Here is a 26034-nt window from a genome sequence, read left to right as displayed (position 1 = left end):
TAATTCGTAAACCTGGTTAAACCGCGGCGGCCCCCGAGACGATCTCGGTGAGTTCCTGAGTAATGCTGGCCTGACGAGCTTTGTTGTAAACCAACTGCAGCTCTTTAATCAGGCTGCCGCCATTATCGGTCGCGGCTTTCATCGCCACCATTCGTGCGGCCTGCTCGCTGGCCAGGTTTTCTACAACGCCCTGATAAACCTGAGATTCAACGTAACGACGCAGCAGGGTATCCAGCAGCGGTTTCGGATCGGGTTCATACAGGTAATCCCAGGCTTTTTGCTTCAGCTCGTCATCTTCTGATGCCGGTAACGGCAGCATCTGAGTGAGCGTTGGAACCTGAGACATGGTGTTAATGAATTTGTTGCTGACAACGTACAGTCTGTCCAGACGGCCTTCATCATAGGCCTGCAACATCACTTTAACCGGGCCGATCAGTTCGGACAGGGACGGGTTATCACCCATACCGGTCACCTGAGCGACAATGTTGCCACCAACGGAGTTAAAGAAAGAGACGCCTTTAGAGCCGATCATTGCGATATCGCACTGAACGCCTTTTCCAGACCATGCTTTCATATCCGCCAGCAGTTTTTTGAACAGGTTAATGTTCAAGCCGCCACACAGACCACGGTCGGTCGACACCACCAGGTAGCCCACGCGCTTAACGTCGCGTTCTTCCAGGTAAGGGTGCTTATATTCCAGATTACCGTTCGCAAGGTGACCAATCACTTTGCGCATGGTTTCTGCATAAGGACGGCTGGCCGCCATGCGATCCTGCGATTTACGCATTTTGGAAGCGGCGACCATCTCCATCGCTTTAGTGATCTTTTGCGTGTTCTGGACGCTTGCGATCTTACTACGTATCTCTTTTGCGCCGGCCATGAGCTTCTCCTCAATGCCAGGCGGCTTGTCCTGAGACAAGCCGCCGGACGATTACCAGGATTGGGTTGCTTTGAAGGAATCGAGGATAGCTTTCAGCTTGCCTTCGATTTCGTCGTTATAGCCACCGGTCTGGTTGATCTCTTGCATCAGCGGAGCGTGATCACGGTCGACGTAAGCCAGCAGAGCGGCTTCGAAGCTACCGATTTTCGCCAGTTCCACATCTTCGAGGTAACCGCGTTCAGCCGCGAACAGTACCAGGCCCTGCTGAGCAACAGACATTGGTGCGTACTGTTTCTGCTTCAGCAGCTCGGTCACTTTCTGACCGTGGCTCAGCTGTTTACGGGTTGCTTCGTCCAGATCGGATGCGAACTGAGAGAACGCAGCCAGTTCACGATACTGTGCCAGCGCGGTACGGATACCACCGGACAGTTTCTTGATGATCTTGGTCTGAGCAGCACCACCAACACGGGATACGGAGATACCCGGGTTAACCGCCGGACGAATACCGGAGTTAAACAGGTTGGTTTCCAGGAAGATCTGACCATCGGTAATGGAGATTACGTTAGTCGGAACGAACGCAGAAACGTCACCCGCCTGGGTTTCAATGATCGGCAGAGCGGTCAGAGAGCCCGTTTTACCCTTCACTTCACCTTTGGTGAAGTTCTCGACGTATTCCGCGTTAACGCGGGAAGCACGCTCCAGCAGACGAGAGTGGAGGTAGAATACGTCGCCTGGGAACGCTTCACGTCCAGGTGGACGACGGAGCAGCAGGGAAACCTGACGATAAGCAACAGCCTGTTTAGACAGGTCATCGTATACGATCAGCGCATCTTCACCGCGGTCACGGAAGTATTCGCCCATTGCGCAACCGGCATATGGCGCCAGGTATTGCAGTGCAGCAGATTCAGACGCAGTTGCTACCACAACGATGGTGTTAGACAGTGCGCCGTGCTCTTCCAGTTTACGAACCACGTTGGAAATGGTGGACGCTTTCTGGCCGATAGCCACGTACACACATTTGATGCCGGAGTCACGCTGGTTGATGATGGCGTCGATAGCCATCGCGGTTTTACCGGTCTGACGGTCACCGATGATCAGTTCACGCTGACCACGACCGATTGGGATCATGGCATCAACGGACTTATAACCTGTCTGAACAGGCTGATCTACGGACTGACGATCGATAACGCCTGGTGCGATAACTTCGATTGGGGAGAAGCCATCGTGCTCAACCGGACCTTTACCGTCGATTGGCGCACCCAGGGTGTTAACAACGCGACCCAGCAGGCCACGGCCAACCGGCACTTCCAGAATACGGCCAGTACACTTAACCTTCATGCCTTCGGCGAGGTCAGCGTATGGACCCATCACAACTGCACCTACGGAGTCGCGCTCCAGGTTCAGTGCGATAGCGTAACGGTTACCCGGCAGGGAAATCATCTCACCCTGCATACAATCGGCCAGGCCGTGGATGCGGATAACACCGTCACTTACAGAAACAATAGTACCTTCGTTGTGAGCTTCACTCACAACACTGAACTGAGCAATGCGCTGCTTGATCAGTTCGCTGATTTCGGTGGAATTCAGTTGCATGCTCCAGTCCCCTTAAGACTGCAAGACGTCTGCAAGGCGTTCAAGACGGCCGCGTACGCTGCCATCAATGACCATATCACCCGAACGGATGATTACGCCTGCCATTACAGACTTATCGATTTTGCAATTCAGCTTAACTTTGCGTGACAGACGTTTTTCCATCGCGGCGGTGATTTTCGCAAGCTGTTCATTACTCAGTTCAGTCGCAGAAGTCACTTCGACTTCAGCGGTTGCTTCACTAAGGGCACGTAAGTGCTCAAACTGCTCGAGAACATCCGGGAGCACACGGAGACGACCATTTTCTGCCATCACCTTAATCAGGTTCTGGCCGTTGGCATCCAGTTGCTCTCCGCACACGGCGATAAACGACGCGGCGAGAGTTTCAGGTGCTAACGCACCGGAAAGCAACTCAGCCATTTGTTCGTTTTTCGTCACCTCAGCGGCAAACGCCAGCATATCCTGCCAGCGATCGACATTTTGGTGTTCGACAGCAAAGTCAAAAGCTGCTTTGGCGTAGGGGCGAGCTACCGTAACAAATTCAGACATCAGCCCCTCCCTCCTTACAGTTCAGCGACAAGTTTGTCCACGATGTCGCTGTTAGCAGCTTCATCCACGGAACGTTCGATGATCTTCTCGGCGCCAGCAACAGCCAGAATCGCAACCTGCTTACGCAGTTCTTCACGAGCACGTTTACGCTCAGCATCAATTTCTGCCTGAGCCTGTGTCACGATCTTAGTACGTTCCTGTTCTGCTTCAGCTTTGGCTTCGTCCAGGATCTGAGAACGGCGTTTGTTAGCCTGTTCAATGATTACCTGAGCTTCAGCTTTCGCTTTTTTCAGCTGGTCTGTCGCGTTGGCCTGTGCAAGGTCCAAATCTTTCTTAGCGCGTTCTGCGGAAGCCAGACCGTCAGCAATTTCTTTCTGACGTTTTTCGATGGCAGCCATTAAAGGCGGCCATACATACTTCATGCAGAACCAGACAAAGAGAATAAACGCGATGGCCTGGCCGAGGATTGTTGCGTTCATGTTCACAGCACAATACCTCTTTAATTTCTGTGGCTTAGGGTTTTAAAACTACTACTACGCGACAGCAAACATCACGTACAGACCCAGACCTACAGCGATCATTGGGATAGCATCCACCAGACCCATAACGATAAAGAACTGAGTACGCAGCAGAGGAATCAGATCAGGTTGACGCGCTGCGCCTTCCAGGAATTTGCCCCCGAGGATGCCGATACCGATCGCAGCACCGATAGCCGCCAGACCCATCATCACAGCGGCAGCCATGTACAGCAGATCCATATTCAGGTTTTCCATGACAGTCTCCAGTTTGTTTCAATTAAAACGTAGTAGTGTTGGTAAAAAATCAGTGCTCTTCAGACGCCATCGACAGATAGACGATCGTCAGAACCATGAAGATAAAGGCTTGCAGCGTAATGATCAGGATGTGGAAAATGGCCCATGGCACATTCAGAATCCACTGTGACCACCACGGCAGAAGACCCGCGATCAGAATGAAAATCAGCTCACCCGCATACATGTTGCCGAACAGTCGCAGACCCAGAGAAACAGGTTTGGACAGCAGGCTAACGCCTTCCAGGATCAGGTTGACCGGAATAAACGCCCAGTGGTTGAACGGCTGCAAGGTAAGCTCTTTCACAAAGCCGCTTACGCCTTTCATTTTGATGCTGTAGAAAAGAATCAGGATAAATACGCCCAGCGCCATCGACAGGGTGATGTTCACGTCCGCAGACGGTACAACACGCAGCGCTGGCAGGCCGAAGATGTGCTCGCCGATAAACGGCAGCAGATCGATTGGCAGCAGATCCATCAGGTTCATCAGGAAGACCCAAACGAACACGGTCAGGGCCAGCGGAGCAATCAGCTTGCTCTTACCATGGTACATGTCTTTGACGCTGCCATGGACGAAGCCGATGATCATTTCAATGAATGTCTGGAATTTCCCTGGTACACCGCTGGTCGCTCGTTTAGCAACACCGCGGAACATGGCCAGGAACAGAAGACCCAAAACCACCGAGAAGAACATGGAGTCGATGTTGATCGTCCAGAAGGTGGCCGGGGGGTTATGTGGATCCACCAGCGAGAATGTACGCAGGTCCAGCTGAAGGTTATTCAGATGGTGACCTATGTAATCCTGCGGCGTCATATTTTCTGAAGCCATGATGCCTTTTACCCTTTGTTATTGATTACAGCTGGAGCCAGAACTTGTACCACCAGCACCAAAACCCACGTAGCTATCAGCGGCATGAAGACCACTTTCAAAACCGCCAGCGCCATCACCAGTAGAGCAAAGGTCAGCAACACCTTACACACTTCGCCGAGGGCGAAGGACCAGGCCACGCGGCCTTTGGCGGGTGTATGCGCCTGATGACGCCAGGCAAAAATCATAAACAACACGTTTGGCAGCACAACCGCCAAACCCCCGCACACGGCGGAGATGCCCCAGAAGGGGTCTTTGAGGCTAAACAGCAGTCCACTTGCTATCACAGCCAGAAACTGAATGAACAGAAGCTTACGAGCAACGTTTCTACTCAAGAGCGACACAGACATCACGTTTTTACTCCTGCTCCCTTCGAGGTATGCCGCGTGTCGTATAAAACGTCCTTTAAGGCTCAGAGTCAAGCATCAAAAAGCGGTCAAATTATACGGTGCGCACCCGTGATTTCAAACATTAAGTAGCGAAAAGGTGAATAAATGTTTAAATATTTTTCCCCACCGCTATTTTTTAACTTTCGCTGAAAGCGTCAACCTTCGACCAAAACTGCAAACAGCGCGAAAACGTTGGCGATAAAGCGTGCACGAGATCACAAAACACACATTTGCGATAAGGTTGTATTTATCAAAGGCGCAAATCGCGCAAATTTATCTTTATGAAATTAAACGCAAAATGTCGTAACTATTTTCAAAACAGCCCAGTACACAATAAAAACGTTTTATTGACATTCTTAATAAATAATTAACATTGCGTTCTGGTTACTGCCTTCCACTTTTAGCAGACTTATATTTTCACAGATGACTATCTTCTCGGTGAATAAAAGTCACCAGGTTAACCATAAGAAAAACCTTAGTGAAAAAGAGGTTAAAAGCCCGCCGGTAAATCCTCTGTATTTGTGCTGTTTTTTAACATGCGAAGAACAGCACAAATTCCACATTTTTTATTAATTTTTTAAAAATTGTTTGGCTTAATTATCACCAGATGACGCTCCCCATCGAGCTGAGGAATGTGTAATTTTTCGATGGATTCAACAGCAAAACCGTCCGGAAGCTGTTCAATCTCATCGCCTGGCAAATGCCCTTTCAGCGCATAAAAGCGGCCGTTCTCTGCAGGCAAGTGCTTGCACCAGCTCACCATGTCATTGAGTGAAGCAAACGCGCGGCTGATAACCCCGTCAAACGGCGGCTCTGCCGGGAACTCCTCTACCCTGCTCTGCACGGGAGTGATGTTCTCAAGCTTCAGCTCATGCTGTACCTGACGTAAAAAGCGCACGCGCTTGCCAAGGCTGTCCAGCAGCGTGAAATGACTCTCAGGGCGAACAATCGACAGCGGAACGCCCGGTAAACCTGGTCCCGTACCCACGTCGATAAAACGCTCACCTTTCAGCCACGGGGCAACCACGATGCTATCGAGAATATGGCGTACCAGCATCTCGTTGGGGTCACGTACTGAGGTCAGGTTGTACGCTTTGTTCCATTTGTTCAGCATATCGACATAGGCCACCAGCTGATTTTTCTGGTGATCGGTGAGCGAAATACCTGCCTGATCCAGCAGACGAGAGAGTTTGTTGAGCACGGTGAATACCTGTTGGAAAACTTAGATGGCGGGTGGCGCTTCGCTTACCCGCCCTACGGGTTCATCTGGCCCGGTAAGCGCAGCGCCACCGGGCAATGTTCTGGGCATTACGCGCTGCGGCGCAGCATGCCCTGCTTTTTCAGCCAGACCAGCAGGATCGAAATCGCCGCAGGCGTGACGCCGGAGATACGGGATGCCTGGCCGATCGATACCGGTTTGTGATCGTTCAGCTTGGCGATCACTTCGTTGGAAAGGCCCGTCACCTGGCGGTAGTCCAGCATTTCCGGCAGCAGCGTGTTTTCGTTACGCTGCTGTTTTTCGATCTCATCCTGCTGACGCGCGATGTAACCTTCGTACTTCACCTGGATCTCAACCTGCTCTGCCGCTTCAGCGTCTTCCAGGCCCGGCGCGAACGCGGTCAGTTTGACCAGGTTCTCGTAGGTGACTTCAGGACGACGCAGCAGATCTTCCCCGCTGGCTTCGCGCGACAGCGGCGCTGTTAAGTGAGCGTTTACTTCGGCAGCGGTTTCCGCCTGCGGATTCACCCAGGTGGTTTTCAGGCGCTGACGTTCCTGTTCAATGCGCTCCAGCTTCTCGTTAAACCGCGCCCAGCGCTCGTCATCGACAAGACCCAGCTCGCGGCCCATTTCGGTCAGACGCAGGTCGGCGTTATCTTCGCGCAGCATCAGGCGATATTCCGCGCGAGAGGTAAACATACGGTACGGCTCTTTGGTACCCAGCGTGCAGAGATCGTCAACCAGCACGCCCAGATACGCCTGAGAACGGCCTGGTGCCCAGCCCTCTTTCTCAGCAGAGAAGCGCGCGGCGTTCAGACCGGCAAGCAGGCCCTGTGCAGCCGCTTCTTCGTAGCCGGTGGTGCCGTTAATCTGCCCCGCGAAGAACAGACCGTGGATGAATTTGCTTTCCAGGGTTGGCTTCAGGTCGCGCGGATCGAAGAAATCGTACTCAATAGCGTAGCCGGGACGAACGATTTTCGCATTCTCCATCCCCTGCATTGAGCGAACAATTTGCATCTGCACATCGAACGGCAGGCTGGTGGAGATGCCGTTCGGATAAATTTCATTTGAGGTCAGTCCTTCCGGCTCCAGGAAGATCTGGTGCTGGTTACGATCGGCAAAGCGCATCACTTTGTCTTCGATCGACGGACAGTAGCGTGGGCCGATCCCTTCGATCACGCCGGCATACATGGGGCTGCGATCGAGGTTGTTGCGGATCACGTCATGGGTTTTCTCGTTGGTATGCGTGATGTAGCACGGTACCTGCTGAGGATGCTGTGCCGCATTGCCCATGAACGAGAAGACCGGCATGGGGTTATCACCGTGCTGTTGCGCCAGCACGCTGAAATCAATGGTCCGCGCATCAATACGCGGCGGCGTACCGGTTTTCAGGCGGCTGACGCGCAGCGGCAGTTCACGCAGACGGCGAGACAGTGGAATAGACGGCGGATCGCCAGCGCGGCCACCGCTGTAGTTATCCAGACCGATATGAATTTTACCGTCCAGGAAGGTGCCCACGGTCAGCACTACGGCTTTCGCGCGGAATTTGAGGCCCATCTGGGTCACGGCGCCCACAACGCGATCGTTCTCAACGATAAGATCTTCAACCGCCTGCTGGAAGATCATCAGGTTCGGCTGGTTCTCCAGCGCGGTGCGCACAGCCTGACGGTAAAGCACGCGGTCTGCCTGGGCACGGGTCGCACGCACAGCGGGACCTTTACTCGCGTTTAGTATCCTAAACTGGATGCCAGCATGATCGATCGCTTTCGCCATCAGGCCGCCAAGTGCATCCACTTCTTTTACCAGGTGTCCTTTCCCAATGCCGCCAATCGCCGGATTACAGGACATTTGTCCCAGCGTGTCGATATTGTGTGTCAAAAGCAGGGTCTGCTGACCCATACGCGCTGCGGCCATTGCGGCCTCAGTGCCTGCATGACCCCCGCCAATGATGATGACGTCAAAAGGATCCTGATAAAACATGGTGGTCTGCCTCGCGTAAAGCGGTATGAAAATGGATTGAAGCCCGGGCCGTGGATTCTACTCAACTTTAGTCTTTCGAGAAAGCATTGGGATCCTGGGCTATTAAAAAGAAGATCTTTTTATTTAGAGATCTGTTCTATTGTGATCTCTTATTAGGATCGCGAACCTGTGTGGATAAGTCCGATCTCATAAAGAAGATCATGCAGTTAGAAAGGATCGTTTGCTGTGAATGATCGGTGATCCTGGACAGTATAAGCTGGGATCAGATCGCGACTTTATGCACAGGTCAAAAACGATACAACAGTTGTTCTTTGGATAACTACGGGTTAATACGAGCTTTTAACCAGAGTTATCCACATCTGTTCGCGCGATCTTTAATCGTTTTTGAGTAAATTTTTCCATTCCGCGAGCCAGATCTCGGCTGGATCCTCCGGAATGTCATGATCGAGGATGTTGATCTTGAGCGTTTCACCCAGCTGTTTTGCTCCACAAGAGGTAACAGCGGCTTCAACTTTCTCTATTGCCCCGCAAAAGGTGTCATATTCACGACTGCCGATCCCCACCGCGCCAAAACGGACGTTTGACAGGTCGGGCTGCTGTTCCAGCAGTTCGTCATATAAAGGTTGCAGGTTATCCGGCAGATCGCCCGCGCCGTGCGTGGAGGTGATCAGCAGCCAGACCCCGTCAGTCGGGAGATCTTCAAGCAACGGACCGTGCAGGGTTTCAGTAGAAAAGCCCGCATCTTCCAGCTTTTCAGCCAGGTGTTCCGCTACGTATTCCGCACCACCAAGGGTGCTGCCGCTGATAAGGGTAATGTCCGCCATTGATCGCTCGCCCAGATAAAGAGACGGCCATTGTACGCTGTGAACGAGCTGGGATCTACCTGTGGAAAATGTGGGAATGAATTTGCCCGATCACGGGCGGATGGTACGCATGATCGGGTTTTGCAGGGAGATCAGCGTCTCGGTGGACTGAATTTCATCGATTGTTTGGATCTTGTTGATAAGTACCTGCTGGAGGGCGTCGATGGATCGGCACATGACTTTAATAAAGATGCTGTAATGCCCGGTGGTGTAATACGCCTCGGTGACTTCATCCAGCGCGTTCAGCTTCGCCAGGGCTGAAGGGTAGTCTTTGGCGCTTTTAAGAATGATGCCGATGAAGCAGCAGACGTCGTAACCCAGATGTTTAGGACTGACGTCAATGCGTGCGCCGGTAATGATCCCCGCCTGTTTCATCTTCTCTACGCGAACGTGAATGGTCCCCGGGCTGACGCCAAACTGTTTCGCCAGCTCGGCGTAGGCGGTACGGGCATTGGCCATTAACGCCTCCAGAATGCCGCGGTCGAGATTGTCGATCTGATAATTTTCCATAGCTTTTTCTTATGAAGATTAATGAATCATTCTATTCTAGCGTTTAATTTTATCGAATCAAAAGTGAAGGTGGCTTTTTGTTGATGAGTTATTGAATATGATGCCATTTCTGTTGCTTAATCAATATCAACAGGACGCAGGAGTATAAATAATGAAAACCGCTTACATCGCAAAACAACGCCAGATCAGTTTCGTAAAATCCCATTTTTCCCGCCAGCTGGAAGAGAAGCTTGGCCTTATTGAAGTTCAGGCGCCGATTCTGAGCCGCGTGGGTGACGGGACGCAGGATAACCTCTCTGGATGCGAAAAAGCGGTACAGGTGAAAGTGAAAACACTGCCAGACGCCCAGTTCGAAGTGGTTCATTCCCTGGCGAAGTGGAAGCGTCAAACCCTGGGACAACACGACTTCAGCGCGGGCGAAGGGCTTTACACGCACATGAAAGCCCTTCGTCCCGATGAAGATCGCCTTTCACCGATTCATTCCGTTTACGTTGACCAGTGGGACTGGGAGCGCGTAATGGGTGATGGTGAACGTCACGTCGGCACGCTGAAATCCACCGTTGAGGCGATCTACGCCGGGATCAAAGCAACCGAAGCGGCCGTGAGCAAAGAGTTTGGTCTGGCGCCGTTCCTGCCGGATACGATCCACTTTGTTCACAGCCAGGCGCTGCTGAGCCGCTTCCCGGATCTCGATGCTAAAGGCCGCGAGCGTGCGATCGCCAAAGAATTAGGTGCTGTGTTCCTGATCGGTATCGGCGGCAAACTGTCTGATGGCAAACGCCACGACGTTCGCGCGCCGGATTATGATGACTGGAGTACGGCGGGTGAGGGCGAATTTGCCGGGCTGAACGGCGATATTCTGGTGTGGAACCCGGTACTGGAAGACGCCTTCGAGCTCTCTTCTATGGGGATCCGCGTGGATGCTGACGCGCTGAAGCGCCAGCTGGCGGTCACCGGCGATGAAGATCGTCTCAAACTCGAGTGGCACCAGGCGCTGCTGCGCGGTGAAATGCCTCAGACTATCGGCGGCGGTATCGGCCAGTCCCGTCTGACCATGCTGCTGCTGCAATTACCCCATATCGGTCAGGTTCAGTGTGGCGTCTGGCCGCAGCAGGTACGTGAAAGCGTCGGTTCTCTTCTGTAATTAACGCTGCCAGCGTCTGAGCAGGCGGCTACGCAGCCCGGTATCAAAGCGCCAGATATGATCGAAGATGCGCATGATGCCGGGTTTTCCATGGGCTGACATCGCCACCGCATGAAATCGGTGCTGGTGCACCCGCTGTAACTCCTTCACCTTATTCACCACGTCATCCGGCAGCCGCTGGGCAATAAAATCGGAAATGACCACCGCGTCAGCGTCGTACCAGTCGCCTCCCTGCATACGCTCCACAATGCTGCGAAAGCAGCTGGCCAGATCCGTGCCGCCGCGAAAGCGCTGGCTCAGGAAGCGGATTGCCTGCTCGATACCCTGCTGGTTCGTCAGCTCATAGCCCACCACCTCGCTGGAGAAGAGCATGATGAAGCAGCGGCGGCGATCGGCCAGCGCCACGCGCATCAGTGCCAGACAGAATGCCTTAGCGCACTGCTCGTTAAACCCGCCCATCGAACCGGACGTATCCACGCAAACAATGAATGGCCCGCGCGGCTGTTCATCAAAATCCTGATGGACGACCGGCCGTTGGCTGACTTTCTCGCGCCAGGCTTCGCCGTGCAGTCGGTAGGTGAGAAGCTGTTTTTCCACCAGCCGACGATAGAACTCATACTCCAGCTCGGTCATCCCCAGCGTGCTCAGCTCCGTGGGCAGCAGGCGTAAAATGTCATCGCTCTGCTGGAGCCCGTCGACCTGCTCCGGCACGGTAGCCGGTTCGCGCACCAGGGTGCGGAAGGTTTCCATCGGGGCATCTTTCTTTGGGACCGACTTTGCCTCCCTTGAGCGGCCCAGCTGTTCTGCAAGCTTCATCAGCTCGGGCTGCTGCGCCAGAAAATCGCCGTATTTGACGATCAGCTGATAATCCCCGCGCCGGAGCTGGCCGGCGCTCATATCCCACAGACGCCCTGCGGCGTTTTCATTCTCCACCAGCACCTGTTCTAGCTGGCCGCTCAGCGTCATCCGTTCCTGAACTTCACTGAGCAGCTGTTCACGCTCTTCGTCCAGCAGCTGCTGGTTCAGCGTTGTGGCCTGAACCACCAGGCTGAGCCGCCAGCGCTGTAGGAAGAGGGTATGCAGTGCGGGGGTAAAGGTGGCGTTATCCGTGACCAGCGCCCGGGCCTGGCTTGCAAACGGAGAGTGGACGTTATCGAGCAACGTCAGGGTTTGCGGGAGCTGGACGATAAACTGCGACGTGGAGAGCCGCTGGCACTGCTGATAGCAGGCCACCTCTTCCGTTAACTCAGGCGGAACTTCGGTCTCCCTGAACCGCTGACGCAAATTTTCCCGCCAGCGGGGCAGATCGTCCGTCATCGCCTTTTTAAGCTTTGGAAATTTTTCAAAAAACGCCGCCAGCTGCGGCGACGCCAGAAGGGTAATGACTACTTCTTCGATCAACCCCTCCTCGCTGACGGCCAGCATGACGTTAAGCGTATCCAGCGTTAGCATTGACGCGCCTGTTTGATCTGCGCGCTGACGTCCTGCAGGCTGGCTTCGATGCGACCTAGCCAGTCGCTATGAATAAAGAGGCATTTTTGCTGCTCGCTAAAGCGGGTGTGCTGCTGATGCCATTCGGTATCCAGCGCTTCCAGCTGCTGCTTAATCTCTTCGGGGACGCTGTCAGAGGCGGTGCCCGGCAGCGCAAGACGCGATCCCTGGAGGCTGACGTCGCGGATCACCAGGTGCTGGCTGCTGTCCACTTCCATATTCAGCGGCTGCGCGAAACCAATGCCGTTGAGTTTTCCTCGGATCTCTCCGCCCTTATCCAGCCACTGCCCCAGCGCCTCGCGCTCAATCGTAATGTGCACCACCTGCATATCATGCAGTTTAAGCGGCTGCTGGAGCAGCAACGTTAGCGTTGCGCTGGTCAGAGCCGCGGGAAGCTCGTAGTGCGGTTTGCGGGCGAACATGCCCCCAAGGCGATTCACTTTCAGCGCGGTTTTATCACTTTGCTGCTGCTGGAGCTGGATGCGCCGCTGGGCAATCGCCCCCAGCTGGTTGAGCATTGCCTGCTGCCCCCAGGCGTGTCCGGTCATCAAAACGTCAAGCTGCTGCTGCATCAGGTTCATGCCTTCTGCATCGTGCCAGAGGCAGTCTTTCAGCAGGATCAGATCGATTGGCGCAACGGCATCACGCCCGCTGAACAGGGCGCTCGCCTGCAGCAGGCGGATCGCTTTTTTCCACCGGCGATCGGAGACATAGGGCGCTGAAGGGATGAGATCAAGCTGCTGGCGCAGCAGATAGATCAGCTCGAAGACGGCGTCTGGCAGTTTGATTTTGCCGATATCCTGCTGCCACTGGTGATACTCCTCATCCGTCACCTGCAGCGAAGCGGATACCGGGTTTTCACTTTCATCCTGCTGGCTGACCAGCATGGAGCGGAAGTTGGACTTATCCTGCACTTTGTCCAGCCACAGGCGGATAAGCATACGGTCATACAGCGCTTCCAGACTGCTGTCGGCTTCAGGCAGTTCGTTAGAGGCGGCCACCAGCAGGCGCATCGGGATTTTCTCTTCACTGGCGCCGTTACGGAACCGACGTTCGTTTATCGCCGTGAGCAGGGTGTTCAGAATAGCCGGCCCCGCTTTCCAGATCTCATCGAGAAAAACAATCTCAGCCTCCGGAAGATACCCTTCTGTCAGACGCTGATAGCGCCCCTCATCTTTCAATGCCTGAATGGAGAGCGGACCAAAAACTTCTTCTGGGGTGGAAAACCGGGTCATGAGATATTCGAAGGCGCGGGCGTTCTGAAAAGCAAATTTCAGCCTGCGGGCAATCAGGCTTTTGGCAATGCCCGGCGGTCCCAGCAAAAACACGCTTTCACCGCTCAACGCCGCCAGTAAGCAGAGGCGGATGGCGTGGCTACGCTCGAAAAGGCCTTTTTCCAGCGCGCTGCTGAGGCGGGAAATTCTTTCTGCTAATAAATGTGAGTGAGCCATAATAGTTTTGCATCCTTTCGCCGTCGTGGCGGCCAATTGAAGCGAGTATAGACGTTTCAGTCAGGGCTGGTAATAGACTGAAGTGCGGCGCAATTTTCTTTGCGCTACATTAATGCGGTTGCATTTAGGGGTACGATTTTGCAATGAATCGTGCATACTGTGCGCTTTTTGTGGGCCAAGGGACCGGGAACACATTTGTTATTTAAACGAAAAGACTAGTCTATGAGCACTGATAATAAGCAATCATTACCCGCAATAACGCTTGCGGCGATCGGGGTTGTCTACGGTGATATCGGCACCAGCCCGCTTTATACGCTTCGTGAATGTCTGTCCGGCCAGTTTGGTTTTGGTGTTGAACGCGATGCCGTGTTTGGCTTCCTGTCCCTCATTTTCTGGCTGCTGATCCTGGTGGTTTCCGTTAAATATCTCTCCTTCGTTATGCGTGCTGATAACGCAGGTGAAGGTGGGATCCTGACCCTGATGTCTCTTGCCGGGCGTAATACCTCGGCCAGGATGACCTCTGTGCTGGTCATTATCGGCCTGATTGGCGGCAGTTTCTTCTACGGGGAAGTGGTGATAACGCCAGCTATCTCGGTGCTGTCGGCGATAGAGGGGCTGGAGATTATCGCTCCGCAGCTCGATTCATGGGTGGTTCCGCTGGCCATTATTGTCCTGACGCTGCTATTCATGATCCAGAAGCACGGTACAGGGCTGGTGGGCAAACTGTTCGCGCCGATTATGTTGGCCTGGTTCCTGATCCTGGCGGCGCTTGGTTTACGCAGCATTATCGCGAACCCCGAAGTGCTGCATGCGCTGAACCCTTACTGGGCGGTGCATTTCTTCCTCGAATACAAAGTGGTTTCCTTCGTGGCGCTGGGGGCCGTCGTGCTCTCCATCACCGGTGTGGAAGCGCTGTATGCTGACATGGGCCACTTCGGGAAACTGCCTATCCGCGTGGCATGGTTTATTGTGGTGCTGCCGTCGCTGGTGCTGAACTATTTCGGTCAGGGCGCGCTGTTGCTTAAAAACCCGGAAGCGATCAAGAACCCGTTCTTCCTGCTGGCGCCCGACTGGGCTCTGGTGCCGATGCTGATCCTGGCGACGCTGGCGACCGTCATTGCCTCCCAGGCGGTGATTTCCGGCGTGTTTTCTCTGACGCGCCAGGCCGTGCGTCTGGGGTATCTGTCACCGATGCGCATCATCCATACCTCAGAGATGGAGTCAGGCCAAATCTACATCCCGTTCGTTAACTGGCTCCTCTATTTCGCTGTTGTTATTGTTATCGTCAGCTTCGAGCACTCCAGTAACCTGGCGGCGGCGTACGGTATTGCGGTAACCGGTACGATGGTGCTGACATCGCTTCTCTCCACCACGGTGGCGTACCGAAACTGGCACTGGAATAAATTCCTCGTGGCGATGATTCTGGTGGGCTTCCTGTGTATCGACGTACCGCTGTTCTCAGCGAACCTCGATAAAATTGTCTCCGGTGGCTGGCTGCCGCTGACGCTGGGTCTGGTGATGTTCATCGTCATGACCACCTGGAAAAGCGAGCGTTTCCGCCTGCTGCGCCGCATGCACGAGCACGGGAACTCTCTTGAGGCGATGATCGCTTCTCTGGAGAAATCCCCGCCGGTCCGCGTGCCGGGTACTGCGGTATATATGTCACGCGCGCTGAACGTCATTCCGTTCGCGCTGATGCATAACCTCAAGCACAACAAGGTGCTGCACGAGCGGGTGATCCTGCTGACGCTGCGCACGGAAGATGCGCCGTATGTTCATAACGTCCGTCGCGTGCAGATTGAGCAGCTGTCGCCGACCTTCTGGCGCGTGGTGGCAAGCTACGGCTGGCGCGAAACGCCAAACGTGGAAGAGGTGTTCCACCGCTGCGGCCTGGAAGGGCTGAGCTGCCGGATGATGGAGACGTCGTTCTTTATGTCGCACGAGTCGCTAATCATCGGCAAGCGTCCGTGGTATCTGCGCCTGCGCGGCAAGCTGTACCTCATCCTGCAGCGTAACGCCCTGCGCGCGCCTGACCAGTTTGAGATCCCGCCTAACCGCGTGATTGAGCTGGGGACGCAGGTCGAGATCTAATCCCTTCTGAAAATGCCGGGTGGCGCTTCGCTTACCCGGCCTACCAACCCCCCCGCCAACCCACAATAATTGTCTCTGCATTTCACTTAGCGAAACGTTTCGACGTCGATCACAAATCTGTTACGTCATGATGGTTTTCTGAACATTCTTGAGATTAAACTGATGTCAGCGAAACGTTTCGCTAGTGGAGCAAGAAAATGAAGAAAGGCACGGTACTCAACTCAGAAATCTCATCGGTTATTTCCCGTCTTGGGCATACCGATACGCTGGTGGTTTGCGATGCAGGCTTACCGGTTCCGCGCAGCACAACCCGTATCGATATGGCGTTAACGCAGGGTGTACCCTCGTTTATGCAGGTACTGGAAGTTGTGACGGCGGAGATGCAGGTTGAGGCGGCCATTCTCGCGGCGGAAATCAAACAACATAATCCGCAACTCCACGAAACGTTGCTCAGCCATATTGAGCAACTGCAACAACACCAGGGAAACACCATAGAAATTCGTTACACGACGCACGAACAGTTCAAACAACAAACCGCAGACAGTCAGGCGGTGATTCGCAGCGGGGAGTGTTCCCCGTATGCGAATATCATTCTCTGTGCTGGCGTCACATTCTGAGGCCATCATGGACGCATTACTGCAACTCAAAGGGATCGATAAGTCGTTCCCGGGCGTAAAAGCCCTCTCCGGCGCGGCGCTGAACGTCTACCCCGGGCGCGTGATGGCGCTGGTGGGCGAAAACGGTGCCGGCAAATCCACCATGATGAAAGTGCTGACCGGTATCTATCAACGCGATGCCGGTTCACTCGTCTGGCTGGGTAAAGAGACTACCTTCAATGGCCCAAAATCTTCTCAGGAAGCGGGTATCGGTATTATTCACCAGGAGCTGAACCTCATTCCTCAGCTTACCATTGCGGAAAACATCTTCCTCGGCCGCGAGTTTGTTAACCGGTTCGGCAAAATCGACTGGAAAACCATGTACGCCGAAGCGGACAAGCTGCTGGCGAAGCTGAACCTGCGCTTTAAGAGCGACCGCCTGGTAGGCGATCTGTCCATTGGCGATCAGCAGATGGTGGAAATCGCGAAGGTGCTGAGCTTTGAGTCGAAGGTCATCATTATGGATGAACCGACCGACGCCCTGACCGATACCGAAACCGAATCCCTGTTCCGCGTGATCCGCGAGCTGAAGTCGCAGGGGCGCGGGATTGTCTATATCTCTCACCGCATGAAAGAGATCTTCGAAATCTGCGATGACGTTACCGTCTTCCGCGACGGGCAGTTTATTGCCGAGCGCGAAGTCGCCACGCTGACCGAAGATACCCTCATCGAAATGATGGTGGGACGCAAGCTCGAAGATCAGTATCCGCATCTGGAGAAAGCGCCGGGTGAGATCCGCCTGAAGGTGGACAACCTCTGCGGTCCGGGTGTGAACGACGTGACCTTTACCCTGCGCCAGGGCGAGATCCTGGGCGTGGCGGGACTGATGGGTGCCGGACGTACCGAGCTGATGAAAGTGTTGTACGGCGCACTGCCGCGCACCAGCGGTTATGTCACCCTCGACGGTCATGAAGTGGTCACCCGTTCTCCGCAGGATGGTCTGGCGAACGGCATCGTTTATATATCCGAAGACCGCAAACGCGACGGCCTGGTGCTGGGGATGTCGGTTAAAGAGAACATGTCCCTGACCGCGCTGCGCTATTTCAGCCATAGCGGCGGTAGCCTGAAGCATAAAGATGAGCAGCAGGCGGTCAGCGATTTTATCCGCCTCTTTAACGTCAAAACCCCGTCGATGGAGCAGGCGATTGGCCTGTTGTCCGGCGGTAATCAGCAGAAAGTGGCGATTGCGCGCGGGCTGATGACGCGCCCGAAAGTGTTAATCCTCGACGAGCCAACCCGCGGCGTAGACGTGGGCGCGAAGAAAGAGATCTACCAACTGATTAACCAGTTCAAGGCCGACGGTCTGAGCATCATTCTGGTCTCTTCCGAGATGCCAGAAGTATTAGGCATGAGCGATCGCATTATCGTCATGCATGAAGGGCATCTCGGCGGTGAATTCACTCGCGAGCAGGCCACCCAGGAAGTTCTGATGGCTGCCGCTGTGGGCAAGCTTAATCGCGTGAATCAGGAGTAAGAAGATGACTACCCAGGCTGTTTCTGGTCGCCGCTATTTCACAAAGGCATGGCTGATGGAACAAAAATCGCTGATTGCCCTGCTGGTGCTGATCGCGATTGTGTCGACCATGAGCCCGAACTTTTTCACCGTTAATAACCTGTTCAACATTCTGCAGCAAACATCGGTGAACGCAATTATGGCGGTCGGCATGACGCTGGTGATTTTGACCTCAGGTATCGATCTATCCGTCGGTTCCCTGCTGGCGCTCACCGGCGCGATCGCCGCTTCGATTGTCGGCATTGAAGTCAACGCGCTGGTGGCCGTGGCCGCTGCCCTGGCGGCAGGCGCGGCGATTGGTGCCGTAACCGGCGTGATTGTGGCAAAGGGCCGCGTTCAGGCGTTTATCGCCACGCTGGTGATGATGCTGCTGCTGCGCGGTGTGACCATGGTATACACCAACGGTAGCCCGGTTAATACCGGCTTTACCGATAACGCGGATCTGTTTGGCTGGTTCGGTATCGGTCGCCCGCTGGGTGTTCCGACCCCGGTCTGGATCATGGCTATCGTCTTCCTGGCGGCGTGGTACATGCTGCACCACACCCGTCTGGGCCGTTATATTTACGCGCTGGGCGGTAACGAAGCGGCAACGCGCCTGTCCGGGATCAGCGTTAATAAAGTCAAAATTATCGTTTACTCCCTGTGCGGTCTGCTGGCGTCACTGGCAGGCATCATCGAAGTGGCGCGCCTCTCCTCCGCGCAGCCGACGGCGGGTACGGGATATGAGCTGGATGCTATCGCGGCCGTGGTTCTGGGCGGTACGAGTCTTGCGGGCGGTAAAGGTCGCATTGTTGGGACATTGATCGGCGCACTGATTCTCGGTTTCCTGAATAATGGCTTGAATTTGTTAGGTGTTTCCTCCTATTACCAGATGATCGTTAAGGCAGTGGTGATTTTGCTGGCGGTACTGGTAGACAACAAAAAACAGTAACTGACGACACTACAGGACATCTTAGATATGAACATGAAAAAACTGGCTACCCTGGTTTCCGCTGTCGCGCTGAGCGCAACCGTAAGTGCTAACGCCATGGCGAAAGATACCATCGCGCTGGTTGTCTCTACCCTGAACAACCCGTTCTTCGTCTCCCTGAAGGACGGTGCGCAGAAAGAAGCGGACAAACTGGGCTACAACCTGGTGGTACTGGATTCACAGAACAACCCGGCGAAAGAGCTGGCTAACGTTCAGGACTTAACCGTTCGCGGCACTAAAATTCTGCTGATCAACCCAACCGATTCTGACGCCGTAGGTAACGCAGTTAAAATGGCAAACCAGGCGAAAATTCCGGTGATTACTCTGGACCGCCAGGCAACGAAAGGCGAAGTTGTTAGCCACATTGCGTCTGATAACGTGCTGGGCGGCAAAATCGCGGGTGATTACATCGCGAAGAAAGCCGGCGAAGGCGCGAAAGTTATCGAACTGCAGGGGATTGCCGGTACGTCCGCAGCCCGCGAGCGTGGTGAAGGCTTCCAGCAGGCTGTGGCTGCACACAAATTCAACGTGCTGGCCAGCCAGCCGGCAGACTTCGACCGTACTAAAGGTCTGAACGTTATGCAGAACCTGCTGACCGCACACCCTGACGTGCAGGCGGTATTCGCGCAGAACGACGAAATGGCGCTGGGCGCGCTGCGTGCCCTGCAGACCGCAGGTAAATCTGATGTGATGGTTGTCGGATTTGACGGCACGCCGGATGGTGAAAAAGCAGTAAACGATGGCAAACTGGCTGCGACCATCGCTCAGCTGCCTGAGCAGATTGGCGCCACTGGCGTTGAAACTGCCGACAAAGTGCTGAAGGGCGAAAAAGTTCAGGCTAAATACCCAGTTGACCTGAAGCTGGTCATCAAGCAGTAAAAGGCGAATCAGGCAGTCGCTGGCTGCCTGAGGGACACCAATAAAGAAAAGTGTGGCATACGCCACCGGGTAACACCGGTGGCGCTCTCAGATGGACAACCCAACCATGAAAACCGCAGGCAACCTCGTCGTCCTTGGCAGTATTAATGCCGATCACATTCTTAACCTTGAATCGTTCCCTGCACCGGGCGAAACCGTCACGGGTAACCAGTATCAGGTGGCATTTGGCGGTAAAGGTGCCAACCAGGCCGTCGCTGCCGGTCGCAGCGGGGCGAATATTGCGTTTATCGCCTGCACGGGGGATGACGATACCGGTGAGCGCGTACGCAAACAGCTGGCGAGCGACAACATTGATGTCGCACCGGTCAGCGTGGTTGCAGGGGAATCGACCGGCGTGGCGCTGATTTTCGTCAACGCTGAAGGTGAGAATGTCATCGGTATTCATGCGGGTGCTAACGCTGCGCTGACGACGGAGCGCGTAGAAGCGCAACGTGCCATCATCGCCGGAGCGGAAGCCCTGCTCATGCAACTGGAGTCACCGGTTGAAAGCGTGCTGGCCGCCGCGAAAATTGCGCATGAAAATCATACCAGTGTCGTACTTAACCCGGCCCCGGCCCGTGTATTATCAGACGAGCTGCTGGCGCTGGTGGACATCATTACGCCGAACGAAACCGAAGCCGAAAAGCTGACGGGCATTCGCGTAGAAAATGATGACGATGCCGCGCGAGCCGCGCGTGCACTGCATGATAAGGGCATCGGTACCGTGATTATCACCCTTGGTAGCCGTGGGGTGTGGGCAAGCGTCAATGGCGAAGGCCGTCGCGTGCCGGGCTTTAAGGTCAAAGCGATTGATACCATCGCAGCGGGAGATACCTTCAACGGTGCACTGGTCACCGCGCTGCTGGAAGGCAAGAGAATGGATGACGCTATTCGCTTCGCACACGCTGCTGCCGCGATTGCGGTGACGCGCAAAGGCGCCCAGCCTTCCGTTCCGTGGCGTAAAGAGATCGATGAATTCTTAAGTCAGCAGGGGTAACGCTTGGCCACAATGAAAGATGTCGCCCGCATGGCGGGCGTTTCTACCTCGACGGTCTCCCACGTTATAAACAACGATCGCTTCGTCAGCGAGGCGATTCGTGAGAAAGTCGAAGCTGCGGTAAAAGAACTCAACTATGCGCCGTCTGCGCTGGCGCGCAGCCTTAAGCTCAACCAGACGCGCACCATCGGTATGCTGATCACCGCCAGTACCAACCCCTTTTATTCAGAACTGGTTCGCGGCGTGGAGCGCAGCTGCTTCGAGCGTGGCTACAGCCTGGTGCTGTGCAATACCGAGGGTGACGAGCAGCGCATGAATCGTAACCTGGAAACGCTGATGCAAAAACGCGTCGACGGGCTATTACTGCTCTGCACCGAAACGCACCAGCCCTCGAAAGAGATCATCCAGCGCTATCCTTCGATTCCCACCGTGATGATGGACTGGGCGCCGTTCGACGGAACCAGCGATCTTATTCAGGATAACTCCCTGCTGGGCGGCGATATGGCGACTCAGTACCTGATTGATAAAGGACACACTCGCATTGCCTGTATTACGGGGCCGCTGGATAAAACCCCGGCGCGTTTGCGTCTGGAAGGGTATATCTCCGCCATGGAACGAGCGGGGCTTGCCATTCCTGATGGTTACCGGATCACCGGCGACTTTGAATTTAACGGCGGCTTCGAGGCGATGCAGAAACTGCTGGCGCAAAAGCCGCGTCCGCAGGCGGTCTTTATTGGTAACGACGCGATGGCGTTTGGTGCCTATCAGGCGTTGTATCAGGCGGGGCTACGCGTGCCGGACGATATGGCTGTGATTGGCTATGACGATATCGAACTGGCCAGCTACATGACGCCGCCGCTGACCACTATTCATCAGCCGAAGGATGAACTGGGCGAGCTGGCCATCGATGTGTTGATCCACCGTATGGCGCAGCCCACGCTGCAGCAGCAACGGCTGCAGCTTACTCCTGTTCTGATGGAACGCGGTTCGGTTTAGCTTTCTCTTTGTGACGCTCTTTAATCAGGTTTCGGCCGTCTTTTGGTTTTAACAGCATAAAGACCAGCGCCGATACCACGGTAAGTGCGCCCATGGTGATAAAGGTATAGTGGAACTGCTCAACGGTATTCGCGCTGTCAAAACCCTCATAAAACCTCAGCACCGCTGCACTCACGGCAACCCCTAAACTGATCGACAGCTGTTGCGTTACCGCCAGCACGCTGTTGCCGCTGCTGGCGTTCTCGTCAGTCAGGTCGGCGAGGGTGATGGTGTTCATCGACGTGAACTGCGTCGACATCGCCATGCCCAACACAAACAGCGGCAGGATCAGCATCCAGACGGGTAACGCGGCGGATTGTAGCGAGAACTGCGCAATCATCAGACCGATAAAGACCGTCACGCCGACCAGCGTCTTACGATAGCCAAACCAGCGCAGCACCTGTGTCACGGTTGATTTTGCCAGAATCGAGCCCATTGCCGTGGGCGCCATCATGCAGCCAGCAATCAGGGCCGGGTAGCCGAAACCCACCTGCAGCATCAATGGCATCAGGAACGGTACGCAACCCGTCCCCAGACGAGACGCAATGTTCCCAGCAATCCCTACGGAAAACGTTCGGGTGTTAAAGAGCCCCAGGGAGATTAACGGCGTCGGGTGACGGCGCGCGTGACGTATATAAAGAAGGAATAACAGAATACCGCCGAGGATAACGGAGAGTGCTAACCACGTCGCGACGATCTTCTCGCCAAACAGCTCCATCCCGCTGGAGAATAACACCAGGCTCAGGCCAAACAGGAAAAAGCCGCCCATATCGAAGCTGCGCCTTGGCGTGGTGAAGTTCGGCATATATTTGCGGGCATACAGCAGCCCCGCAACGCCAATTGGAATATTAATCAGGAAGATCCAGTGCCAGCTTGCCCAGGTGACAAACACGCCTCCGAGTACCGGGCCAAGAATCGGGCCAACCAGGCCCGGCATGGTGACGAAGTTGAGTACGGGAAGCAGTTCGCTCCTGGGGTAGGCCCGCAGCAAAGCAAGGCGCGCCACCGGCATCATCATCGCGCCGCCAATGCCCTGCAATACGCGGAAGATAACCAGCTCCGTTAAGGATGAGGAGAGCGCACAGGCCAGCGAACCGAGCGTAAAGAGCGTTACGGCCAGCATGAAAACTCTGCGGGTGCCAAAGCGGTCGGCCAGCCAGCCGCTGACCGGAATTAACATTGCGACCGTCAGGGTGTAGCTGATGATGGCGGACTGCATCGCCAGCGGGGAGCGGTTAAGGCTTTGCGCTATAGCGGGAAGCGCTGTGTTGAGGATGGTGGCATCCAGTGCCTGCATAAAAAACGCCATGGCTGCAATCCACGGCAATCCGGCCATGCTGCGCGCTTTTTTCGTTGTCATTTATTTACCTGCTGGTGGGTTGGCGCGGCCAGCAATGCCTGGCACGCACTCAGGGCTCGCTGCCCGTCGCTTTCCTGGATGGCATCAACTATCGCCTGGTGCAAATCCAGTTTTACCACTTCGTTTTGTGTAATAGAGGTAAAGTAGGTGTGATACACCGAATGAAATAAAGAGGCAAAAGAGGTGAGGAACGGATTGGCGCTCATCATATAGATGTGTTCATGCCAGGCCATATCGACCTCAACCCAGCGTTCGCGGTTGAAGTGTTTTTTCAGGAACACCATCTCTTCCATCAATGCGTTAAGCTGCGCTTTCTGCTCTGCTGTTCCTAGCGTGGCGGCAAGCAGGCATGCCTGAGGTTCAAGGCTGCTGCGCATCACCAGAAAGTGATCGACGACCTGATGAAAGTTATCTTCCGTCATCCACCAGGAGAGCAGCTCCTGATCGAGAAAATTCCAGTTACTCTGTGGCATCACGCGCGTGCCAATGCGAGGGCGTGGAAGCACCATACCTTTTGCCGTTAGGGTTTTCACCGCTTCGCGCACGGCGGTACGGCTCACCCCAAACTGCTCACCCAGCTCCATTTCACCCGGCAGGATGCTACCCGGGGGATATTTACCCGCTAAAATCCGCTGAGCCAGCTTTTCTGCCAGCACGTACGACAGGTTTTTTTGGGCGGCCAGCTGTTGTGCGCTTAATGGCATCGCTTTTATTCCTTAAAGATTCATGCTGATAATTATGCCACCTCGAATGTGATTGTGGTTGCAGATACATCAAATAGAACAATTTGTAGCTTGATTTCACCTCTGTTGGTGAAAAAAAACGCGGATGGAAACTTTTTTTAAATTTCCTCTTGTCACGTCGGAATAACTCCCTATAATGCGCCTCCACTGACACGGAACAACGGCACACACGCCGCCGGGTCAGCAGAGAAAAGCGAAATTAATCACTTGACTCTGAAGCGGGAAAGCGTAATATGCACACCCCGCGCCGCTGCGAAAAGCGAAGCGGCACTGCTCTTTAACAATTTATCAGACAATCTGTGTGGGCACTCAAAGTGACATGGATTCTTAACGTCGCAAGACGAAAAATGAATACCAAGTCTCTGAGTGAACATACGTAATTCATTACGAAGTTTAATTCACGAGCATCAAACTTAAATTGAAGAGTTTGATCATGGCTCAGATTGAACGCTGGCGGCAGGCCTAACACATGCAAGTCGAGCGGCAGCGGAAAGTAGCTTGCTACTTTGCCGGCGAGCGGCGGACGGGTGAGTAATGTCTGGGAAACTGCCTGATGGAGGGGGATAACTACTGGAAACGGTAGCTAATACCGCATAACGTCGCAAGACCAAAGAGGGGGACCTTCGGGCCTCTTGCCATCAGATGTGCCCAGATGGGATTAGCTAGTAGGTGGGGTAAAGGCTCACCTAGGCGACGATCCCTAGCTGGTCTGAGAGGATGACCAGCCACACTGGAACTGAGACACGGTCCAGACTCCTACGGGAGGCAGCAGTGGGGAATATTGCACAATGGGCGCAAGCCTGATGCAGCCATGCCGCGTGTATGAAGAAGGCCTTCGGGTTGTAAAGTACTTTCAGCGGGGAGGAAGGCGATAAGGTTAATAACCTTGTCGATTGACGTTACCCGCAGAAGAAGCACCGGCTAACTCCGTGCCAGCAGCCGCGGTAATACGGAGGGTGCAAGCGTTAATCGGAATTACTGGGCGTAAAGCGCACGCAGGCGGTCTGTCAAGTCGGATGTGAAATCCCCGGGCTCAACCTGGGAACTGCATTCGAAACTGGCAGGCTAGAGTCTTGTAGAGGGGGGTAGAATTCCAGGTGTAGCGGTGAAATGCGTAGAGATCTGGAGGAATACCGGTGGCGAAGGCGGCCCCCTGGACAAAGACTGACGCTCAGGTGCGAAAGCGTGGGGAGCAAACAGGATTAGATACCCTGGTAGTCCACGCCGTAAACGATGTCGACTTGGAGGTTGTGCCCTTGAGGCGTGGCTTCCGGAGCTAACGCGTTAAGTCGACCGCCTGGGGAGTACGGCCGCAAGGTTAAAACTCAAATGAATTGACGGGGGCCCGCACAAGCGGTGGAGCATGTGGTTTAATTCGATGCAACGCGAAGAACCTTACCTACTCTTGACATCCAGAGAACTTTCCAGAGATGGATTGGTGCCTTCGGGAACTCTGAGACAGGTGCTGCATGGCTGTCGTCAGCTCGTGTTGTGAAATGTTGGGTTAAGTCCCGCAACGAGCGCAACCCTTATCCTTTGTTGCCAGCGGTTAGGCCGGGAACTCAAAGGAGACTGCCAGTGATAAACTGGAGGAAGGTGGGGATGACGTCAAGTCATCATGGCCCTTACGAGTAGGGCTACACACGTGCTACAATGGCGCATACAAAGAGAAGCGACCTCGCGAGAGCAAGCGGACCTCATAAAGTGCGTCGTAGTCCGGATTGGAGTCTGCAACTCGACTCCATGAAGTCGGAATCGCTAGTAATCGTAGATCAGAATGCTACGGTGAATACGTTCCCGGGCCTTGTACACACCGCCCGTCACACCATGGGAGTGGGTTGCAAAAGAAGTAGGTAGCTTAACCTTCGGGAGGGCGCTTACCACTTTGTGATTCATGACTGGGGTGAAGTCGTAACAAGGTAACCGTAGGGGAACCTGCGGTTGGATCACCTCCTTACCTTAAAGAACCTGCCTTTGTAGTGCTCACACAGATTGTCTGATGAAAAGTA

General features: G+C 54.4%; 23 protein-coding genes and 1 rRNA gene. 9 read left to right on the top strand and 15 right to left on the bottom strand.

The window, feature by feature from the left end; translation table 11 throughout:
- Positions 1-16: 16 nt before the first annotated feature.
- From atpG to asnC, 11 genes are all read right to left on the bottom strand, one after another.
- Positions 17-880 carry a F0F1 ATP synthase subunit gamma gene (gene atpG, locus NWV12_RS21970; RefSeq protein WP_048981395.1) on the bottom strand — a complete coding sequence of 288 codons (864 nt, stop codon included), beginning with the start codon at positions 878-880 and terminating at the stop codon, positions 17-19.
- Positions 881-931: 51 nt separating this feature from the next.
- Positions 932-2473, bottom strand: coding sequence for a F0F1 ATP synthase subunit alpha (gene atpA, locus NWV12_RS21965; RefSeq protein WP_006808751.1), 1542 nt, complete (start codon positions 2471-2473; stop codon positions 932-934).
- A gap of 12 nt (positions 2474-2485) precedes the next feature.
- Positions 2486-3019 carry a F0F1 ATP synthase subunit delta gene (gene atpH / locus NWV12_RS21960; RefSeq protein ID WP_023309790.1) on the bottom strand — a complete coding sequence of 178 codons (534 nt, stop codon included), beginning with the start codon at positions 3017-3019 and terminating at the stop codon, positions 2486-2488.
- 14 nt (positions 3020-3033) lie between these two features.
- Positions 3034-3504 (bottom strand): F0F1 ATP synthase subunit B, encoded by a 471-nt coding sequence (gene atpF, locus NWV12_RS21955; RefSeq protein WP_014072436.1) that lies wholly within the window; start codon positions 3502-3504, stop codon positions 3034-3036.
- Between the two features lie 48 nt (positions 3505-3552).
- Positions 3553-3792, bottom strand: coding sequence for a F0F1 ATP synthase subunit C (atpE, locus tag NWV12_RS21950; protein ID WP_000429386.1), 240 nt, complete (start codon positions 3790-3792; stop codon positions 3553-3555).
- Positions 3793-3841: 49 nt separating this feature from the next.
- On the bottom strand, positions 3842-4657 hold the full coding sequence (gene atpB, locus NWV12_RS21945) for a F0F1 ATP synthase subunit A (protein WP_023309789.1): 816 nt from the start codon (positions 4655-4657) through the stop codon (positions 3842-3844).
- A gap of 8 nt (positions 4658-4665) precedes the next feature.
- Positions 4666-5046 (bottom strand): F0F1 ATP synthase subunit I, encoded by a 381-nt coding sequence (atpI, locus tag NWV12_RS21940; RefSeq protein WP_008500194.1) that lies wholly within the window; start codon positions 5044-5046, stop codon positions 4666-4668.
- 616 nt (positions 5047-5662) lie between these two features.
- On the bottom strand, positions 5663-6286 hold the full coding sequence (rsmG, locus tag NWV12_RS21935) for a 16S rRNA (guanine(527)-N(7))-methyltransferase RsmG (protein ID WP_048981394.1): 624 nt from the start codon (positions 6284-6286) through the stop codon (positions 5663-5665).
- Between the two features lie 107 nt (positions 6287-6393).
- On the bottom strand, positions 6394-8283 hold the full coding sequence (gene mnmG, locus NWV12_RS21930; RefSeq protein WP_014072433.1) for a tRNA uridine-5-carboxymethylaminomethyl(34) synthesis enzyme MnmG: 1890 nt from the start codon (positions 8281-8283) through the stop codon (positions 6394-6396).
- A 374-nt stretch (positions 8284-8657) separates the two neighbouring features.
- Entirely contained in the window at positions 8658-9107 is a 450-nt protein-coding gene (gene mioC, locus NWV12_RS21925) for an FMN-binding protein MioC (RefSeq protein ID WP_023309786.1), read from the bottom strand.
- 90 nt (positions 9108-9197) lie between these two features.
- Positions 9198-9656, bottom strand: coding sequence for a transcriptional regulator AsnC (gene asnC, locus NWV12_RS21920; protein ID WP_023333916.1), 459 nt, complete (start codon positions 9654-9656; stop codon positions 9198-9200).
- Positions 9657-9807: 151 nt separating this feature from the next.
- On the opposite strand from asnC, the gene asnA reads away from it, so the two are divergent.
- Positions 9808-10800: an aspartate--ammonia ligase gene (asnA, locus tag NWV12_RS21915; protein ID WP_045888253.1), complete on the top strand. Its 993-nt coding sequence runs from the start codon at positions 9808-9810 to the stop codon at positions 10798-10800.
- Here asnA and viaA read toward each other — a convergent pair whose 3' ends face one another.
- On the bottom strand, positions 10801-12252 hold the full coding sequence (gene viaA / locus NWV12_RS21910; protein ID WP_033144366.1) for an ATPase RavA stimulator ViaA: 1452 nt from the start codon (positions 12250-12252) through the stop codon (positions 10801-10803).
- Positions 12246-13742 (bottom strand): ATPase RavA, encoded by a 1497-nt coding sequence (gene ravA, locus NWV12_RS21905; RefSeq protein WP_048981393.1) that lies wholly within the window; start codon positions 13740-13742, stop codon positions 12246-12248. The genes viaA and ravA overlap by 7 nt, the downstream gene beginning before the upstream one ends.
- Before the next feature lie 222 nt (positions 13743-13964).
- Between ravA and kup the strand changes: the two genes are divergently transcribed.
- From kup to rbsR, 7 genes are all read left to right on the top strand, one after another.
- Positions 13965-15833, top strand: a complete 1869-nt coding sequence (kup, locus tag NWV12_RS21900; protein WP_023309781.1) for a low affinity potassium transporter Kup — start codon at positions 13965-13967, stop codon at positions 15831-15833.
- 197 nt (positions 15834-16030) lie between these two features.
- On the top strand, positions 16031-16450 hold the full coding sequence (gene rbsD, locus NWV12_RS21895) for a D-ribose pyranase (protein ID WP_003862392.1): 420 nt from the start codon (positions 16031-16033) through the stop codon (positions 16448-16450).
- A gap of 7 nt (positions 16451-16457) precedes the next feature.
- Positions 16458-17963 carry a ribose ABC transporter ATP-binding protein RbsA gene (gene rbsA, locus NWV12_RS21890; protein WP_023309779.1) on the top strand — a complete coding sequence of 502 codons (1506 nt, stop codon included), beginning with the start codon at positions 16458-16460 and terminating at the stop codon, positions 17961-17963.
- Positions 17964-17967: 4 nt separating this feature from the next.
- Positions 17968-18933: a ribose ABC transporter permease gene (gene rbsC / locus NWV12_RS21885; RefSeq protein ID WP_006808742.1), complete on the top strand. Its 966-nt coding sequence runs from the start codon at positions 17968-17970 to the stop codon at positions 18931-18933.
- Positions 18934-18960: 27 nt separating this feature from the next.
- Positions 18961-19851 carry a ribose ABC transporter substrate-binding protein RbsB gene (gene rbsB / locus NWV12_RS21880; RefSeq protein ID WP_010426610.1) on the top strand — a complete coding sequence of 297 codons (891 nt, stop codon included), beginning with the start codon at positions 18961-18963 and terminating at the stop codon, positions 19849-19851.
- Between the two features lie 106 nt (positions 19852-19957).
- Positions 19958-20887 carry a ribokinase gene (gene rbsK, locus NWV12_RS21875; protein WP_048981420.1) on the top strand — a complete coding sequence of 310 codons (930 nt, stop codon included), beginning with the start codon at positions 19958-19960 and terminating at the stop codon, positions 20885-20887.
- Between the two features lie 3 nt (positions 20888-20890).
- On the top strand, positions 20891-21883 hold the full coding sequence (gene rbsR / locus NWV12_RS21870) for a ribose operon transcriptional repressor RbsR (RefSeq protein ID WP_072196604.1): 993 nt from the start codon (positions 20891-20893) through the stop codon (positions 21881-21883).
- Here the strand turns inward: rbsR and mdtD are convergent.
- Together mdtD and NWV12_RS21860 are read right to left on the bottom strand one after the other, a co-directional pair.
- A complete protein-coding gene (gene mdtD, locus NWV12_RS21865; protein WP_033144368.1) occupies positions 21849-23282 on the bottom strand; it encodes a multidrug transporter subunit MdtD in 1434 nt (477 codons plus the stop codon). The two genes, rbsR and mdtD, sit on opposite strands and share 35 nt — an antisense overlap.
- Positions 23279-23986: a FadR/GntR family transcriptional regulator gene (locus NWV12_RS21860; protein WP_033144369.1), complete on the bottom strand. Its 708-nt coding sequence runs from the start codon at positions 23984-23986 to the stop codon at positions 23279-23281. The genes mdtD and NWV12_RS21860 overlap by 4 nt, the downstream gene beginning before the upstream one ends.
- Before the next feature lie 454 nt (positions 23987-24440).
- Between NWV12_RS21860 and NWV12_RS21855 the strand changes: the two genes are divergently transcribed.
- Positions 24441-25982: ribosomal RNA gene (locus NWV12_RS21855) — 16S ribosomal RNA — on the top strand.
- The last annotated feature ends 52 nt before the right edge of the window (positions 25983-26034 follow it).

It is taken from the genome of Enterobacter sp. Crenshaw (assembly GCF_024734705.1).
Classification (GTDB): Bacteria; Pseudomonadota; Gammaproteobacteria; order Enterobacterales; family Enterobacteriaceae; genus Enterobacter; species Enterobacter asburiae_B.
This window is presented reverse-complemented; position numbering and strand designations above follow the sequence as displayed.

Coding starts and splice junctions, on each gene's coding strand:
- atpG (WP_048981395.1), bottom strand. CDS start 880: ATGGCCGGCGCAAAAGAGATACGTAGTAAGATCGCAAGCGTCCAGAAC.
- atpA (WP_006808751.1), bottom strand. CDS start 2,473: ATGCAACTGAATTCCACCGAAATCAGCGAACTGATCAAGCAGCGCATT.
- atpH (WP_023309790.1), bottom strand. CDS start 3,019: ATGTCTGAATTTGTTACGGTAGCTCGCCCCTACGCCAAAGCAGCTTTT.
- atpE (WP_000429386.1), bottom strand. CDS start 3,792: ATGGAAAACCTGAATATGGATCTGCTGTACATGGCTGCCGCTGTGATG.
- atpB (WP_023309789.1), bottom strand. CDS start 4,657: ATGGCTTCAGAAAATATGACGCCGCAGGATTACATAGGTCACCATCTG.
- atpI (WP_008500194.1), bottom strand. CDS start 5,046: ATGTCTGTGTCGCTCTTGAGTAGAAACGTTGCTCGTAAGCTTCTGTTC.
- mnmG (WP_014072433.1), bottom strand. CDS start 8,283: ATGTTTTATCAGGATCCTTTTGACGTCATCATCATTGGCGGGGGTCAT.
- mioC (WP_023309786.1), bottom strand. CDS start 9,107: ATGGCGGACATTACCCTTATCAGCGGCAGCACCCTTGGTGGTGCGGAA.
- asnC (WP_023333916.1), bottom strand. CDS start 9,656: ATGGAAAATTATCAGATCGACAATCTCGACCGCGGCATTCTGGAGGCG.
- asnA (WP_045888253.1), top strand. CDS start 9,808: ATGAAAACCGCTTACATCGCAAAACAACGCCAGATCAGTTTCGTAAAA.
- viaA (WP_033144366.1), bottom strand. CDS start 12,252: ATGCTAACGCTGGATACGCTTAACGTCATGCTGGCCGTCAGCGAGGAG.
- ravA (WP_048981393.1), bottom strand. CDS start 13,742: ATGGCTCACTCACATTTATTAGCAGAAAGAATTTCCCGCCTCAGCAGC.
- kup (WP_023309781.1), top strand. CDS start 13,965: ATGAGCACTGATAATAAGCAATCATTACCCGCAATAACGCTTGCGGCG.
- rbsD (WP_003862392.1), top strand. CDS start 16,031: ATGAAGAAAGGCACGGTACTCAACTCAGAAATCTCATCGGTTATTTCC.
- rbsA (WP_023309779.1), top strand. CDS start 16,458: ATGGACGCATTACTGCAACTCAAAGGGATCGATAAGTCGTTCCCGGGC.
- rbsC (WP_006808742.1), top strand. CDS start 17,968: ATGACTACCCAGGCTGTTTCTGGTCGCCGCTATTTCACAAAGGCATGG.
- rbsB (WP_010426610.1), top strand. CDS start 18,961: ATGAACATGAAAAAACTGGCTACCCTGGTTTCCGCTGTCGCGCTGAGC.
- rbsK (WP_048981420.1), top strand. CDS start 19,958: ATGAAAACCGCAGGCAACCTCGTCGTCCTTGGCAGTATTAATGCCGAT.
- mdtD (WP_033144368.1), bottom strand. CDS start 23,282: ATGACAACGAAAAAAGCGCGCAGCATGGCCGGATTGCCGTGGATTGCA.
- NWV12_RS21860 (WP_033144369.1), bottom strand. CDS start 23,986: ATGCCATTAAGCGCACAACAGCTGGCCGCCCAAAAAAACCTGTCGTAC.